Genomic DNA, 15391 nt, shown 5'->3' with positions numbered 1-15391 from the left:
ACCCCTCTATAAAATCTTGTTGTCTATATACAGTTGTCCGAAAAGCAGACTGGTGTACCACTTTTCAGACATCAAGTTGTAATTGCATTAAAACATTCACCATTTAGAAAAATGAATACACCCTTTGAAAAGTTAACACTGAATAATTTACTTTTAATTTTAACTTAAATTGTTTAAAAGTAATTTCAACTTTTTTTACAATTTTTCTGCAAGGTTGATAGTATTTCGTTTTCATGCAGATGCATCTAGAAAATCGGGGCGTCTGAAAATTCCATTTTGTTTTGACACCGCATTAAAATAAAGGTTTTCATCACTCCACTTTACTGGAGACAAACACTGTTAAAGCCAGTGTTCATCTCAATTTAAAAGAGGCGTTCTCTATTTATAGGTGTCAAGATTTTATAAAACATCATCGCTACTGACCAAAATGCCGGCTATGCACGGCTTTTTGGTCAGCCCCCCTATCTCACTACTCAATTGATACATTTAATAATTTGTCAGAGCCTGTTGGATGCGGTAAGAAGCCTTTTACTTCTGCTTTCGCAGCAAGTAATGGCGTCGAGTGCGCTAACGGAACCCAAGGTGCTTCATCATGAATAATTTCCTGTGCTTTTTTGTATAGCTCAATACGCACATCTTCATCTGTTTCAGATTGTGCTTGAATTAATAATTTATGTGTTTCTGCATTTTTGAAGTATGAATAGTTGTTGCTACCGATATTGTCTTCATCTAGTAATGTATAAATGAAGTTATCAGCATCCCCATTATCACCAGTCCATCCCAACATAAATGCATCTGCTTCCCCATCTTTTGCTTTATCTAAATACGTAGCCCATTCATATGTGACGATTTTCGCTGGCATACCGATATCCGCAAGATTTTTTTGGATAACTTCAGCTACTTTTGCACCATCAGGCATGTATGGACGTGGTACAGGCATCGCCCATAGTTCAATCGGTGTTCCATCATAGCCTGCTTCAGCTAATAATGCTTTCGCTTTTTCTGGGTCATATGGATATCCTTCAATATCGTCGTTATAGCCACTAATTGAAGGTGGCATTGGATTTTTCGCCACTTGTGCACGCCCTTCAAAGAACGCATCGACAATACCTTGCTTATCAATCGCATAGTTTACTGCTTGACGTACTAATTTATTATCAAAAGGCTTACGTGTGCTTGTTAATCCTAAGTAACCAATATTCATAGATGGTCGCTCAATTAATTGTAAGTTTGCATTCGATTCAATATTTGCACCATCTGATGGATTAATACCATCTGCTAAATCGATTTCATTTGCTGTTAAAGCATTCAAGCGCGCTGAATTATCTGGAATTGAACGGAAAATAACTTTATCAAGCTTCGGTAGCCCGTCTTGCCAGTAATCTGCAAATTTTTCAATTGTAATAGAATCATTGCGCTTCCATTCTACAAACTTAAATGGACCTGTTCCTACTGGGTCATCGCCAAATTTATCGCCCGACGCCTCAAATGCAGTTGGTGAGGCGATACCAAATGGACTCATCGCAAGATTTTTCAAGAATGGCGCTTGTGGACGTGATAGTGTGAATACAACTGTATAATCGCCCTCCGCCTTTACATCTGTAATAATATCTTGCCCCTCTGCTTTAAACATCGAGTTGAAATAGTAGAAATCTTCCTCTGTTCCACCTTTCCAGCGATTAACATTTTTCACGACTGCTTCTGCATTGAAATCTGTCCCATCGTGGAATTTAACACCTTGCTGTAACTCAAATGTGTATGTTAAACCATCATCACTAATATCCCACTTCGTTGCTAAACCCGGGTGAATTGTCGTATCTTGCTCACCAAAGTTTAACAATGTTTCAAAAAGATTTTGTGTTACTTTAAATGATTCACCATCTGTTACGATTGCTGGATCTAAAGAAACAGAATCTCCCCCGCGACCAAATACTAAAATTTGAGGCTTCGATGAAGTTTCTTCATTGCCATCATCTGTGTTATCCGTATTATCTGTATTGTCAGTATTTGATGACGAGCTATTGTCTCCATCTGTTTTGTCAGCACCGCAAGCTACTAAAAAGATAGAAAGTACTAATAACAATAAACCAAGTAGCCAAAAATTCTTTTTCAAATGAACCCCTCCTAAATTTTTTATATCTATTATCATCGTTATCTATCATTTATATAAATGACAGGCAACAGAATGACCAGATTTAACTTGCTTAAATTGTGGAATTTCTTGCTTACAAATATCCATCGCCATAGGACAGCGTGTATGGAAAGCACAGCCCGTCGGTGGATTAGACGGACTCGGGATGTCCCCTGTTAAAATAACCTGCTCACGCTCATAGCTAGGATCTGGTATCGGCACAGCGGAGAGCAATGCTTGTGAATAAGGATGTAGCGGCTCTGCATATAAATCTTCACTATTTGCTAGCTCCACCATTCTGCCAAGATACATTACTCCCACACGATCACTAATATGGCGGACAACACCTAAATCATGTGCAATAAAAATATATGTTAGTTTTAAATCTTCTTGCAGCTTTTGCATTAAATTTAATACTTGTGCCTGAATTGATACATCGAGTGCCGATACTGGCTCATCTGCAATGATGAGTTTCGGATTTGTCATTAGTGCTCTGGCAATACCAATACGCTGGCGCTGCCCTCCACTGAATTGATGCGGGTAGCGTTTCGCATGGTATGCGCTTAAGCCTACTACTTCTAAGTATTCGATTACTTTACGCCTACGTTCTTCTGCATTTCCGATACCATGAACAATTAAAGGCTCTTCCAAAATTTTCTCTATCGTATGACGTGGATTTAGCGAAGCGTATGGGTCTTGAAATACCATTTGAATATCGCGCCTAGCCTTTCGCATCTCCTCACCTGAAAGGGAGGTTAACTCCACCCCATCAAAAGTGACTTTCCCACCTGTCGGCTCATGCAGCCGCATAATCACGCGCCCTGTTGTCGACTTTCCACATCCTGATTCTCCCACAATCCCTAATGTTTCACCTTCGTATACTTCAAATGATATGTCATCAACTGCTTTCACATCTCCAACTTTTCGTGCTAACATACCTGCACGAATCGGAAAATATTTCGTTAAATTCTCAACTTTCAATAATACGTTCGTCATTGACATGTCCCCCCACCTCTGGCTGAAGCACTGCTTCATGCTCTGAATCTAGTAAAAAGCAGCGCGCTGTATGCGCTTTCTTTTTACTATAAAGTTCTGGATTTTCGACACTACAACGTGGGAAGGCGTAGGCGCAGCGCGGTGCAAAACGACAGCCTTGTTCAATAGAGCCAGGTTTTGGCACATTGCCAGGAATGGAATACAATGCATCCTTTTTATAGCGCATATCTGGCACTGACTGAATTAGCCCTTTCGTATATGGGTGCTGTGGATTATTAAAAATTTCTTGAACAGGTGCTTGCTCTACAATTTGTCCTGCGTACATGACAATAACGCGTTCACATGTTTCTGCCACAACTCCTAAATCATGCGTAATTAATAAAACAGCCGTTTGCAATCTTCTATTCAAATCTCTCATGAGCTTTAAAATTTGCGCTTGAATTGTTACATCTAAAGCTGTTGTAGGCTCATCCGCTATCAATACCTTTGGGTCACAAACAAGCGCCATAGCAATCATAACCCTTTGACGCATCCCCCCGGATAGCTGATGCGGGTATGAGCTTAGCAGCTCTTCTGCACGTGGTAAGCCAACTAACTTCAGCATTTCTATCGCTCTATCTTTAACTTGTTTTTTCGTCCATTTTTTATTATGAATACGTATCGCTTCAATCATTTGATTGCCAATTGTAAATAGCGGATTTAGCGATGTCATGGGCTCCTGAAATATCATTGCAACATCTCTTCCTCTAATTTTTCGCATTTCTTTTTCAGAAAGTGTCGCTAAATTTTTACCATCAAGTAATATTTCACCGTTTGTAATTTTCCCCGGCGGGCTTGGCACTAACCCCATAATCGATAATGAGGTAACACTTTTACCACAGCCTGATTCCCCCACTATAGCTAGAATTTCACCTTCCTCTACAGAAAAGCTAATGTGATCGACGGCGGCAATCCTTCCATCGTCTGTAAAGAAACTCGTCTCTAAATCTTTCACCTCAAGAATTTGCTTTCGGCTCATCTAGCTGCCCCCTTATTCATAAAATACATAAAATAGTATGTAAACCATCTATTTTGAAAACTTAATTAAATTATTCATTTTTTCGAATAGTTAGTTATTTCATAATATTCTATTTCACCTTCATTGTACAGAAAATTCTGTAACTATTATTCTACAAAAAAATACGAAATCCTTTTTAGAATTTCGTGCTCCGTGCAAATCCCTATAATTGCGAGGTATATACATATTCAACTTACTATATATCATCCTTAAAACAAAAATTCGTGTAAGGTTTTTCTCACACGAATTTTATGTCTAGCTATATGCTATGTAGCTATTATTCAAGTTTTTGCACTTGAAACAAACTATAATAAGCGCCCTGCTGCTGCATCAATTGCTCATGATTACCTTCTTCGACAAGTTGTCCATGCTCAATAACGTAAATTTTATTTGCATGTGTAATTGTTGAAAGGCGATGAGCGATAATAATCGTTGTGCGATTATGTGCTAGACGCTCTAGCGATTCTTGGATTAATGCTTCACTTTCTAAGTCAAGCGCGGATGTCGCCTCATCCAATATAAGAATCGGAGGGTTTTTCAAAAATACACGAGCAATGGCAATACGTTGCTTCTGCCCACCAGATAGCTTGACGCCGCGCTCACCGACTTGCGTATCATAGCCATTTGGCAAATTCATGATGAAGTCATGAGCGTTTGCCGCCTGAGCTGCCGCAATAATTTCTTCCTCTGTAGCATCTGGTTTCCCCATTAAAATGTTATGCTTAACAGAGTCGCTGAATAAAATATTATCCTGCAATACAATACCAATTTGCGAGCGTAGTGATTCAAGTGTCACATCTTGCACATTCATACCATCGATTACTACAGCACCCGATTTCACATCGTAAAACCTTGGAATCAAGCTAACAATCGTTGATTTCCCTCCACCGCTCATTCCTACAAAGGCTGCTGTTTCACCAGCTTTAATTGTAAAATTGATATTTCGTAAAACGTTTTGCCCCTCATCTTCATAGCGGAAAATAACATCTTTAAATGCCACTTCCCCCGCTACCTTTTTTAAAGGCTGAGCGAGCTCTTTATCGACAATATCATATTTTTCATCAAACAATTCGAATACACGATCCATCGATGCAATCGATTGTGTTAATGTAGTTGAAGAGCTTACAAGTCGGCGCAACGGACCATATAGACGTTCAATATAAGCGATGAATGCGACCATCACACCGAGCGATAGGTTTTCATGTATTACTTGATAGCCTGCATAAGCAATGACTAATAGCGGTGCAATATCTGTAATCGTATTAACGACTGCGAATGATTTTGCATTCCATTTTGAGTGGTCTAGCGCTTTATTTAAAAACTCTCCATTCGTCTCATCAAATATTTTTTGCTCATGGCGCTCTAAAGTAAAGCTTTTAATAATGCTAATTCCTGCTACACGTTCATGCAAATAACTTTGTACACCTGCTAGTGCCTGCGAACGTTTACGTGTTAAATCACGTAATTTACCGAAAAAGTATTTCACACTGAACGCATAAAGTGGGAAGGAAATAAGTGCGACTAATGTAAGCTTCACATCCATCGTTAGCATAATCGCTACGGCAATCAAAATCGTTACCAAGTCAAGCCATAAATTCATTAAGCCAATCATCACAAAGTTTTTTGTCTGCTCAACATCATTAATAACTCGCGAAATAACTTCCCCTGCTCGTGTATTTGAATAATACTTTAAGCTTAATTTTTGCAAATGTGTATACAATTCCTTACGAATATCAAATAACACCTTATTGCTAATATTTTGTGCAAAATATTGACGATAATATTCAATTGGTGGGCGAATAATAAAGAACACAATTAATGTTCCACCTAGCCAATAAACAAGCTGCTTCGTCATTTCCGCCCTTGTTAGTGTATCCGAGCCAATAATATCATCAATCACAATTTGTATAAGCAACGGAATGAATAATGGGATTGCAAATTTTAAAACACCAATAATAATTGTTAATATCAATTCCAAAGTATATGGCTTCACAAAGCGCATATATCTTTTCATACTGTCCAAGTGCTTCTCCACTTCCTTTTTTAATACTTCGATTGTCTAAATATTGATTATAACAAATTTAAAAGAAAATCTGTATCTGGCGATTCGCTTTCAGTACTAAAAGACGCTTGCTCCTGCGGTTGAAGATTTGCTAAATCAAGATAAAGTGAAATTTCTATCAGTGGGTGTTCTCCCCACTGATTGTTAGTTGAACCATTCGGGCTTTTACCGGCAGTTATTCTCCAACTTATTATTAACCCGATTTCACTCAAGTCTTGAAGTGGGAGGCTTACTGCCCGTTAATGCGGGATAAAATACAAACGAAACGTCCGAAAAGCAGTGCTTTAGCACGCTTTTCGGACGCCTATTATGACCTATTTTCCCCTTGAATTTCACGGTTTAGATGATAGCGATTTGTCCATACTTCGATAAAATCAGGTGCAAATGGACCTCTGCGCTGTTGAATCCAGCTTATTAGCTTGGCTACATTACGCTTTAAAATTTTATCAATTACTTCAGGATAAGCCATTGCTGTTTTATGCTCTTCATACTCGTCCTCATCTAGTAATGTGTATGACATATCCGGGAAAACCTTTACATCTAAATCGTAATCGATGTATTTAAGGGAATTGCTGTCATATACAAATGGTGAACTCATATTGCAATAATAGTACACACCATCTTCGCGTAGCATACAAATAATATTAAACCAATGCTCTGCATGAAAATAACAAATCGACGGCTCTCTCGTCAACCAAGTTCGCCCATCTGATTCTGTTACAAGGGTCTTTTCATTTGCGCCAATAACGACATTTTTAGTTCCCTTTAGCACCATCGTCTCCTGCCAGATACGATGAATGCGACCATTGTGTTTGTAGCTATGTATTTGTATCGTTTCTCCTTCTACTGGTAATGCCATATCAAAGCCCACCTTTTTGTCCACCATTAAGCAATTCTGCCTCGACTCCTACTGACTATTTTCTTCTGAATCGAGATAAATATTTATATTATAATGTAACATTCATATTTTATTATAGCAATCGTTCAGATAAACGTGTAGTGAGAAAACACAAAATTATTAAAAACAACAAATTGGCCAAACAAGCAAGAAGGGCGTCGGGAAAGTTTTGTTTTCCCGACACCCCTCTTTTATAACTATTTCGTTTCTTCGTTTTGGTTGCCAAAGCTTTTCTTCGGCTGCTGTTTACCAGCATATTGATTATTTTTTTCCATCTCGCGGAAATCTGGCTCTGTTGCAAACTCCTCGCGTTGCGTAGGGTTTTGATTTTGCCCTTGCTCATTGTTTTGACGATTGCGTTTCATCTTCAAATCACCTCCGTGCTCATTATTGTGCGCGCGATAAAGTGATTTATACATCCATTTTTGACCAAATTTTTAACATTGGGACGGGCATCGGCAAATTTGCTATTTGCTCCTTTGTAAACCACTCCCTATTTTCAGATAAAATAGCTGTTGCTACTGTGTAATAGCTATCGATATGCCATGTTAAATGTGAAAAAACATGCTTGAACTGGAGTATAGGCTTTTGTTCACCTATTTCCACCCCATATTTTTCTGTTATATTTTCTTTACCTCGCTCCAACATCGGAAATTGCCACATATCAGCAAGTAATCCCTTTTCTGGTCGCCTCTCTAATAAATAGCTACCCTCATTGTTTTCAATAACAATTACATCATAATTAAGTTCTTTCATTTTCACTTTCTTCGTTTTCACAGGCAGCTCTGCTGCATCACCTGCTTCAAATGCTATACAATATTCGCGTACAGGGCATAATAAGCATTTAGGAGAAGTCGGTGTACAAATTAATGCGCCTAGCTCCATCAATCCTTGATTAAAGGAGGATGCATTTTCTGGGTCAATTAAAAAATCAACTGCCTCCTCAAAGACTTTGCGCGTTTTTTGTAAAGCGATATCCTCTTTTATATGTAATACCCTGCTTAAAACACGCATTACATTACCGTCGACTGCATGTTCTGGCTTGCCATAAGCAATACTAAGAATGGCACCTGCTGTATAAGGACCAACACCTTTTAGCTTGGAAATATCTGCTCGGTTATCGGGTACAACGCTATTATAAGTTTCAACAACTTCACGTACACCTGCCTGTAAATTGCGAGCACGTGAGTAATAACCTAGCCCTTCCCACATTTTTAAAAGCTCCTGCTCGGGTGCATAGGCAAGCGTCTCGGCAGTTGGAAAGCGCTCAATAAAACGATTGTAATAAGGAATAACGGTATCTACACGTGTTTGTTGTAGCATGACCTCTGATACCCATATATGGTAAGGCTCTGTCGTCTGTCGCCAAGGTAAGTCTCTTTTTTCTTTATTAAACCATTCGACTAAGGCGTGTCGAAATTGTTGCTTATATTCGTAATTCACAGTTTCCTCCGCTTATTTTAGATTTTCTTTCATTGAAAAAGGGTATATGATAGAAGTAATAAGATGTCCTTAGATAAAGTGAAACTTCAATCAGTGGAGGTTTTCCTCATCCCACTGATTGTTAGTTGAACCAATCGGGCTTTTACGGGCAGTTGATCTCTCACTTATCCTTAAGCCGATTTTCACTTAAGTCTTGAAGTGGGAGTTTTACTGCCCGTTAATGCGGAATAAAAGGAGATGATAAATTTTGGATTCTGGTACACATTTAGTTATGGGCATTGCACTTGGCGGCTTAGCGCTAGCTGACCCCGTCGTTGCAAACCATTCCATCACATTTACTGCAGTAATGGTAGGTACAATTATCGGTTCACAAGCACCCGATATTGATACTGTGTTAAAAATGCGTAATAACGCTATATATATACGTCATCATCGAGGAATTACTCATTCTATTCCCGCTACTTTATTATGGCCTCTCCTCATAACGGCTATTTTATCGTTAATTTTCCAAGATGCCAACAGTTTTCACTTATGGCTCTGGATTCAACTTGCTGTCTTTCTTCATGTTTTCGTTGATATTTTTAACGCTTACGGCACACAAGCATTACGCCCATTCTCGAAAAAATGGGTGGCATTAGGTGTTATCAACACATTTGACCCATTTATTTTTACAATTCATTGTATTGGTCTTTTGCTATGGGCCTTCGGGGCAAACCCAGTTTTAATGTTCAGCATCATGTACTTTATTATTTTTCTATACTATATTCTACGCTTTTTCGTGCAAAATGCCGTTAAAAAAGCCGTCCATGCGACAATTCAGGATGAGGAATATGTTATTGTTGCACCGACAATGCGCTTTTTCAATTGGCGCGTAGCAGCTGCCTCTAAAACGCATTATTATGTAGGAAAAGCTTACGGACGAACAGTCAATATTTATGATAAATTTGAAATTCATCCACTACCTAAAACACCGCTTATAGAAAAAGCTTTGAGCGATTCCAATTTAGCAGCCTTTGTCTCTTTCTCCCCTCTTTATCGATGGGAAATTTCCGAGCTTGACAATGACTTAACAGAGGTGCGACTAATTGATTTGCGCTATCGCAGCAATAACCGCTATCCATTTGTTGCTGTAGCACACTTAAATAATGATTTAGACATCATCACATCATATACTGGATGGATTTTCACAGAGGATAAGCTGCAAAGGAAGCTACAAATTGGGGCAAGTGATTAAAGGTGTTCGAGAAGTCGTGCAATTGTCGGCTTCTCGAACACTGTCGGTAGTGCTTTGAGAAACTGTTTGCTTATAGCTTTCTTTGAAAATAAAAGAAACATAGGGACTAGCGATGTTTCTCCTGTTGTTAAAGTGAGAGTCTAGAACAATTTGTTTTGATAGTGTACAGTGTCCTCCTTTTTTCACTTAGGGGAAATGCCAATAATACAATTTTTTAGCAAAGCATTGCAAAAAAATTTTATCTCTCTCCTTTTACTAAGGAAAACACTGCAAAAGTCAGATTCCTCTCTTTTTCAAAGAAATCACTCGCTATTTTCATAACCAAACATTTTACAAAAATACTACCACTAGCGACCCAAATGCCGTGTAGTTGCCGGCATTTGGGTCACCCTTACTCATCACTATTATCTAATAAATGTGCATATTTTGGATTTTTGCCCGCAAATTCATGTAGCTTGTCACCGTAGCTCTCTATTAGTTGCTTTACAAGGTTTGCCGTATAGTCGGCTCCCCGAAACGCATAACCCGCTTTTGCGGAAGTTGCCTCAAAATCACTCCACAGCAACTCGACCCATGTGCGTGCACGCCCTTTTGATAGTGCTGGATTTTTTTTCAGCAAATGCGCTGTTAACTTTTCAATATGCTGCTCCATGTTATTTCCCTACCTTCATCGGCAATAACATGGCTACAGGCAACGCTTCCTCATAGCGCTCACTGCCTAGACGATGCCCCCAAGCAAAGCGTCCTTTTAAGCGGTCAACTTTAAAAAACTCTCCCGGCGCACCGTCAATACGGTACATTTCACCGAGCACGATTTTATCTAAATCCACTAAATAAGATGCTGCCATAATTGCTTTTCGGTCATAAACGGCAAACTCATTCATAATGCCTAGCTGCTCTGCCTTGCGTGCCTTTTCTCTCAATGCCGCAATTTCTACTCGCAACTCCTGCTCTGTCATAGCTGCATAATTTTTTTCCATTACTCTTCATACTCCTTACGATTTATATAGCTATTAATAATTTCAATTGGAAAGCCTTTTTGATAAAGTGTCTGCTTCACTTTCATATGTAGCTCACTGCCTTGGAGCTTCGCTGCATATTTACGCCAAATTTTATCGCCCTGCTCTTCAATTAAATGCTGCCACTCCTCATCTTGTCGCTCAATCGTTATTTGTTCAAGCACTTCTTGTACAATTGTAAACGAATATCCTTTGCGTACAAGTACATCTTGTATTTTTTGCTTTATTTGAGCTGGCGTTCGCCCTTTGCCTCCACGTACTTCCTTTTCTGCTAGCTGTAGGGCAAGTTGTAGCTGATCCTCATGTGTAAACGTTTGTAACACCTGCTCTTGAAGCTTTTTATCAATCCCTTTTTTCATTAAATCCTGCTTGATTGCACGTGGCCCCTTACTTGCTGTTTTTTTCTTCGTTTCTAGCAAGGCTTTCGAATAGGTTTCATCGTTTAAAAACCCTAGCCGTTCTAGCTTGCGAACAGCCTCTAAAACAACAGCCTCCCCATGCCCTGCATCAAGCAATTTTTTTTTCACTTCATATTCGCTACGCATTTGAAAGCTTAAAAAATGCAATGCCTTGCTAAACGCCTTAGCAATTTCATCCTCATACGTAATTTCATCTATATCAAATTGCTCAAGCACCTTGCCTTTTGTCAATCCAAATTGAATTAGCGTTCCCTCGTCTACAGCAAAGGCATATTTTTCATTCAAATAAATATTATAGCGCTCTGCATTGTTTTTTTGACGCCCTATTTTCGTAATAATAAACATGCCTTCTTTCCTTTCTTCTACGAATTATCTTTAGTATACAGGTTTTTTTGCAACCTTTCACGAATACAGTATGAAAGGCAAAAGGAGGAGATTACGATGAAAATTGCAATTGCAGGTGGTACAGGCTTAGTTGGTCATACACTTACAACTTTGCTACAACAACAAGGGCATGAAGTCATCATTTTAACTCGTGGACAGCCAAAGCTTGAAAAGGGCGTACACTATGTTCAATGGTTAAATGGTGTATTGCCCCTTGAGCAGCTTGAAGGCATTGAGGCGTTTGTCAATTTAGCAGGTGTTTCTCTAAATGATGGACGTTGGACCGCTGAACAAAAAGAAGCAATTTATAATAGCCGCATGACCGCTACCGAAGAGATGCTACGCATTGTGACGCAGCTAGGAGCACCTCCTCAAGTTATTGTAAATGCGAGCGCTGTCGGTATTTATCCTATTTCTACAACGGCTACATATAATGAAATATCAACACAACGGGCACAGGATTTTTTAGGAAAAACAGTGGCAGATTGGGAACAGAAGGCACTTCTTGCAAAACAATTAGGTATTCGCACATGTTTAGCTCGTTTTGGTGTTATTTTAGATAAAACCGCCGGTGCACTGCCATTAGTCGTTATGCCTTATAAAATGTTTGTTGGTGGTACGATTGGTTCTGGCAAGCAATGGCTGTCATGGATTCATGTCAATGATGCGGCACGAGCTATTTTATATTTGATTGAAACATCTTCACTTGAAGGTCCGATTAATTTTACAGCACCACATGCACAGCGGATGAAAAGCTTTGGAAAAACAGTAGGACGCGTTTTAAATAGACCGCATTGGTTACCTGTGCCAAGCTTTGCACTCCAACTTGCACTTGGTGAAAAAAGTGTGCTCGTCCTAGAGGGTCAACATGTTGTGCCCGATAAGCTAGTTGCAGCAGGCTTTACTTTCCAATTCCCTACACTTGAAGAAGCACTTCGTGATTTGTATAAGTCTTAGCTTTTTGTGCAACCTACTTAGAAAGTGAAACTTCAATCAGCACTACTGATTGTTAGTTCGGGCATTTACAGGCTATTAGCGCACAGCCTGTAAATGCTACATTGAAAAGGGAGGCTTGCACGACTATGTGGAAACATCATTTTTTAGGCATCATGCTTATTTGCGCAACAATCGTTACATTTATGCTATCAACAAACTCTACTGCACAGGCAGCTGAATATCATTGGGGCTTTAAGCGTTCAACAAATAACGAGCCCGCACAGGCTGGCGCACAGCTCGATGCACTGCTTGACAAATATGGGGCTATTTACAAAGGAAAGCCTGACGAAAAAATTGCTTATTTAAGCTTTGATAACGGCTACGAAAACGGCTTTACTGAAAGTATTTTAGACACATTAGCTACCGAAAATGTCCCAGCAACCTTTTTCTTAACAGGGCATTATTTAACGAGCGCCACGGATTTAGTAAAACGCATGGTGGCGGATGGTCATACAATTGGCAATCATTCTTATGGACATCCAAATATGGCACGACTTTCTGATAGCGAAATGGTCGCTGAATGGCAAAAGTTTGATCAGAAGTTAAAGGAGCTAACAGGTATTGAACGTACTTATTATGCCCGACCACCAGAAGGAATATTTAATGAACAGCTATTAAAGGTAGGCAATGAGTATGGCTATCGTCATATTTTCTGGTCTGTTGCCTTTAAGGATTGGCTGAAGGATGAGCGCCGCGGCTATAAATATGCCTATGATGCCCTAATGCAGCAGCTACATCCTGGCGCAGTTATTTTAATGCATACAGTCGCACAGGATAATGCCGAGGCATTGCCCAAATTTATACAGGATGCAAAGGCTCAAGGCTACACATTTCAATCATTAGATGACCTCGTTCTTGAATATGAAGGTGTCACATTACCTTAATCTTTTTTTTTCATCCCACCATGCGTTATAATGGTGGGATGAACTCGTATAAGGATGTGAAAGCAATGAACCAAATAACAATGACACTTGGGCAAAAATTCCCTTTAACAATTAAAAGACTTGGCATTAATGGAGAGGGCGTTGGCTTTTTCAAGCGTAATGTTGTGTTTGTCAAAGGCGCATTACCTGGGGAAGAAGTAACGGTAAAAGTAACAAAGCTGCAACGCAATTTTGCCGAGGCGGAAGTTTTAGCAATTCGTAAAAAAAGCACTGATAGACAAGAGGCTCCTTGCCCTGTTTATGATGAATGTGGGGGCTGCCAGCTTCAGCATATGAATTATGAGGCACAGCTAAAAAATAAACGTGATATCGTCATACAAGCACTCGAAAAATATGTGCCGCAAGTAGCAGCAAACGCTAATATTCGCCCAACAATCGGTATGGATAACCCTTGGCATTACCGCAATAAAAGCCAATTTCAAGTGCGAAAAGAAGGCAAGCGCGTATATGCTGGACTCTTCGCAGAAGGCTCCAACAAGCTCCTTAATATTAATGATTGCCTCGTGCAGCACCCTGCCACATCGAAAGTTACGGTCGGCACTCGTAAAATTTTACAAAAGCTCGGCATCTCTATTTATGATGGCAAAACATTAAATGGATTAGTACGTACAATCGTTGTGCGTACAGGTATTCGAACAGGTGAAACACAAGTATGCCTTGTAACTACACGCAATGAGCTTCCACATAAAGCGGAATTAATCGAACGTATGAAAAAGCTAGATCCATCTATTGTATCAATTACTCAAAATATTAATCGTGAGAAAACATCACTTATTTTCGGGGATGAAACAATTATTTTAGATGGGAAAGAAACAATTCACGAGGAGCTTGGTGAATTAGCATTCGATTTATCTTCACGTGCCTTTTTCCAGCTTAATCCCAAGCAAACAGTGCACTTATATAATGAAATAAAAAAAGCAGCAGCATTAACTGGGAATGAAACAATCGTCGACGCTTACTGCGGTGTCGGTACGATTGGCTTATGGCTAGCACGTGATGCAAAGGAAGTACGCGGCATGGATATCGTACCAGAGAGCATAACTGACGCAAAGCGCAACGCCCGTAATCACGGCTTCAAACACGCGCGTTATTATGTAGGTAAAGCAGAAGACTTGCTTGCCCGCTGGCGTCGCGAAGGCTTCACGCCAGATGTTATTACAGTAGACCCACCGCGTACAGGGTTGGACGCAAGCTTCATCCAATCTGTTTTAAAAATTAAGCCGAAGCGTCTTGTCTACACGTCTTGCAACCCTTCCACATTAGCGAAGGACTTACAGCAATTAACGAAGCTGTATGAGGTGGAATATTTGCAGCCTGTTGATATGTTCCCACAGACTGCACAAGTTGAGGTTGTTTGTAACATGGAATTACGCAAGTAAAATAAAATGTATGTTGCAAAGTGGCTGTCCAAAAAGCCGTGCATAGCCAGCATTTCGGACAGTAGCGATGGTGTTTCGCAAAATGTTGATTCCTATAAAGTGAACCTTCAATCAGTGGGGGTTTTCGCATCCTGCGAAAACGCTTGTGTGACCAACATCGTGTTGGCCTCATTCTTAGTTTTTACAGGCTGTTTGATTCCCCACTTAAACATCTTGATTTTATCTGCTATTTTGAAGTGGGGGTCTGTGCTCCTGCGGTTACTCGTCGCAAACAAATTTGTTAATACGGGATAAACAGAGAACGCCTCTTTTAAAAATTTGATGAACATTCGCTTTAGCAGCGCTATCCTTCAGTAAAAGGGAAGCGATGAAAACATTGATTTCAATGCGGTGTCAAAATAAAATAGGCTTCTTGGACAACTCCTTGTT

The 15391-nt window shown here is 39.7% G+C and carries 14 protein-coding genes; 4 read left to right on the top strand and 10 right to left on the bottom strand.

Annotated features, from left to right (window positions below):
• Window positions 1–469 precede the first annotated feature (469 nt).
• From MHH70_RS15345 to mutY, 7 genes are all read right to left on the bottom strand, one after another.
• Window positions 470–2113, bottom strand: a complete 1644-nt coding sequence (locus tag MHH70_RS15345) for an ABC transporter substrate-binding protein (protein WP_342471898.1) — start codon at window positions 2111–2113, stop codon at window positions 470–472.
• Between the two features lie 45 nt (window positions 2114–2158).
• Window positions 2159–3127 (bottom strand): dipeptide ABC transporter ATP-binding protein, encoded by a 969-nt coding sequence (locus MHH70_RS15340; protein WP_066164910.1) that lies wholly within the window; start codon window positions 3125–3127, stop codon window positions 2159–2161.
• A complete protein-coding gene (locus tag MHH70_RS15335; protein ID WP_066164907.1) occupies window positions 3102–4145 on the bottom strand; it encodes an ABC transporter ATP-binding protein in 1044 nt (347 codons plus the stop codon). Before MHH70_RS15335 ends, MHH70_RS15340 begins: the two co-directional genes overlap by 26 nt.
• A gap of 316 nt (window positions 4146–4461) precedes the next feature.
• Window positions 4462–6207: an ABC transporter ATP-binding protein gene (locus MHH70_RS15330; RefSeq protein ID WP_342471897.1), complete on the bottom strand. Its 1746-nt coding sequence runs from the start codon at window positions 6205–6207 to the stop codon at window positions 4462–4464.
• A 346-nt stretch (window positions 6208–6553) separates the two neighbouring features.
• On the bottom strand, window positions 6554–7105 hold the full coding sequence (locus MHH70_RS15325; RefSeq protein WP_066164901.1) for a DUF402 domain-containing protein: 552 nt from the start codon (window positions 7103–7105) through the stop codon (window positions 6554–6556).
• Between the two features lie 236 nt (window positions 7106–7341).
• Entirely contained in the window at window positions 7342–7509 is a 168-nt protein-coding gene (locus MHH70_RS15320; RefSeq protein ID WP_161485065.1) for a hypothetical protein, read from the bottom strand.
• A gap of 46 nt (window positions 7510–7555) precedes the next feature.
• Window positions 7556–8587: an A/G-specific adenine glycosylase gene (mutY, locus tag MHH70_RS15315; RefSeq protein ID WP_066164898.1), complete on the bottom strand. Its 1032-nt coding sequence runs from the start codon at window positions 8585–8587 to the stop codon at window positions 7556–7558.
• Window positions 8588–8834: 247 nt separating this feature from the next.
• On the opposite strand from mutY, the gene MHH70_RS15310 reads away from it, so the two are divergent.
• Window positions 8835–9821, top strand: coding sequence for a metal-dependent hydrolase (locus tag MHH70_RS15310; protein WP_342471896.1), 987 nt, complete (start codon window positions 8835–8837; stop codon window positions 9819–9821).
• A gap of 391 nt (window positions 9822–10212) precedes the next feature.
• Here the strand turns inward: MHH70_RS15310 and MHH70_RS15305 are convergent, their stop codons facing one another.
• Genes MHH70_RS15305 through recX form a run of 3 tightly spaced genes read right to left on the bottom strand, consistent with a single transcriptional unit; the run spans window position 10213 to window position 11604 of the window.
• Window positions 10213–10473 carry a YfhJ family protein gene (locus tag MHH70_RS15305; protein WP_107943665.1) on the bottom strand — a complete coding sequence of 87 codons (261 nt, stop codon included), beginning with the start codon at window positions 10471–10473 and terminating at the stop codon, window positions 10213–10215.
• Window position 10474: 1 nt separating this feature from the next.
• The gene (locus MHH70_RS15300; RefSeq protein ID WP_066164886.1) at window positions 10475–10801 is read right to left on the bottom strand and encodes a YfhH family protein; all 327 of its coding nucleotides are present in this window, start codon (window positions 10799–10801) and stop codon (window positions 10475–10477) included.
• Window positions 10801–11604: a recombination regulator RecX gene (recX, locus tag MHH70_RS15295; protein ID WP_342471895.1), complete on the bottom strand. Its 804-nt coding sequence runs from the start codon at window positions 11602–11604 to the stop codon at window positions 10801–10803. Before recX ends, MHH70_RS15300 begins: the two co-directional genes overlap by 1 nt.
• Window positions 11605–11700: 96 nt before the next feature.
• Here recX and MHH70_RS15290 point away from each other — a divergent pair, with 96 nt between their 5' ends.
• The 3 genes from MHH70_RS15290 (at window position 11701) to rlmD (ending at window position 14962) form a co-directional block, all read left to right on the top strand.
• Window positions 11701–12600 carry a TIGR01777 family oxidoreductase gene (locus MHH70_RS15290; RefSeq protein ID WP_342471894.1) on the top strand — a complete coding sequence of 300 codons (900 nt, stop codon included), beginning with the start codon at window positions 11701–11703 and terminating at the stop codon, window positions 12598–12600.
• A 125-nt stretch (window positions 12601–12725) separates the two neighbouring features.
• The gene (locus MHH70_RS15285; RefSeq protein ID WP_066164877.1) at window positions 12726–13523 is read left to right on the top strand and encodes a polysaccharide deacetylase family protein; all 798 of its coding nucleotides are present in this window, start codon (window positions 12726–12728) and stop codon (window positions 13521–13523) included.
• 65 nt (window positions 13524–13588) lie between these two features.
• A complete protein-coding gene (rlmD, locus tag MHH70_RS15280) occupies window positions 13589–14962 on the top strand; it encodes a 23S rRNA (uracil(1939)-C(5))-methyltransferase RlmD (protein WP_342471892.1) in 1374 nt (457 codons plus the stop codon).
• Window positions 14963–15391 lie beyond the last annotated feature (429 nt).

It is taken from the genome of Metasolibacillus sp. FSL H7-0170 (genome assembly GCF_038593115.1).
GTDB classification, from domain to species: domain Bacteria; phylum Bacillota; class Bacilli; order Bacillales_A; family Planococcaceae; genus Metasolibacillus; species Metasolibacillus fluoroglycofenilyticus.
Note: the sequence above shows the minus strand (reverse complement) of the source record. Positions and strands in the feature narration are given on the sequence as shown.

Coding starts and splice junctions, on each gene's coding strand:
- MHH70_RS15290 (WP_342471894.1), top strand. CDS start 11,701: ATGAAAATTGCAATTGCAGGTGGTACAGGCTTAGTTGGTCATACACTT.
- MHH70_RS15320 (WP_161485065.1), bottom strand. CDS start 7,509: ATGAAACGCAATCGTCAAAACAATGAGCAAGGGCAAAATCAAAACCCT.
- MHH70_RS15305 (WP_107943665.1), bottom strand. CDS start 10,473: ATGGAGCAGCATATTGAAAAGTTAACAGCGCATTTGCTGAAAAAAAAT.
- MHH70_RS15300 (WP_066164886.1), bottom strand. CDS start 10,801: ATGGAAAAAAATTATGCAGCTATGACAGAGCAGGAGTTGCGAGTAGAA.
- MHH70_RS15325 (WP_066164901.1), bottom strand. CDS start 7,105: ATGGCATTACCAGTAGAAGGAGAAACGATACAAATACATAGCTACAAA.
- MHH70_RS15335 (WP_066164907.1), bottom strand. CDS start 4,145: ATGAGCCGAAAGCAAATTCTTGAGGTGAAAGATTTAGAGACGAGTTTC.
- MHH70_RS15285 (WP_066164877.1), top strand. CDS start 12,726: ATGTGGAAACATCATTTTTTAGGCATCATGCTTATTTGCGCAACAATC.
- recX (WP_342471895.1), bottom strand. CDS start 11,604: ATGTTTATTATTACGAAAATAGGGCGTCAAAAAAACAATGCAGAGCGC.
- rlmD (WP_342471892.1), top strand. CDS start 13,589: ATGAACCAAATAACAATGACACTTGGGCAAAAATTCCCTTTAACAATT.
- MHH70_RS15340 (WP_066164910.1), bottom strand. CDS start 3,127: ATGACGAACGTATTATTGAAAGTTGAGAATTTAACGAAATATTTTCCG.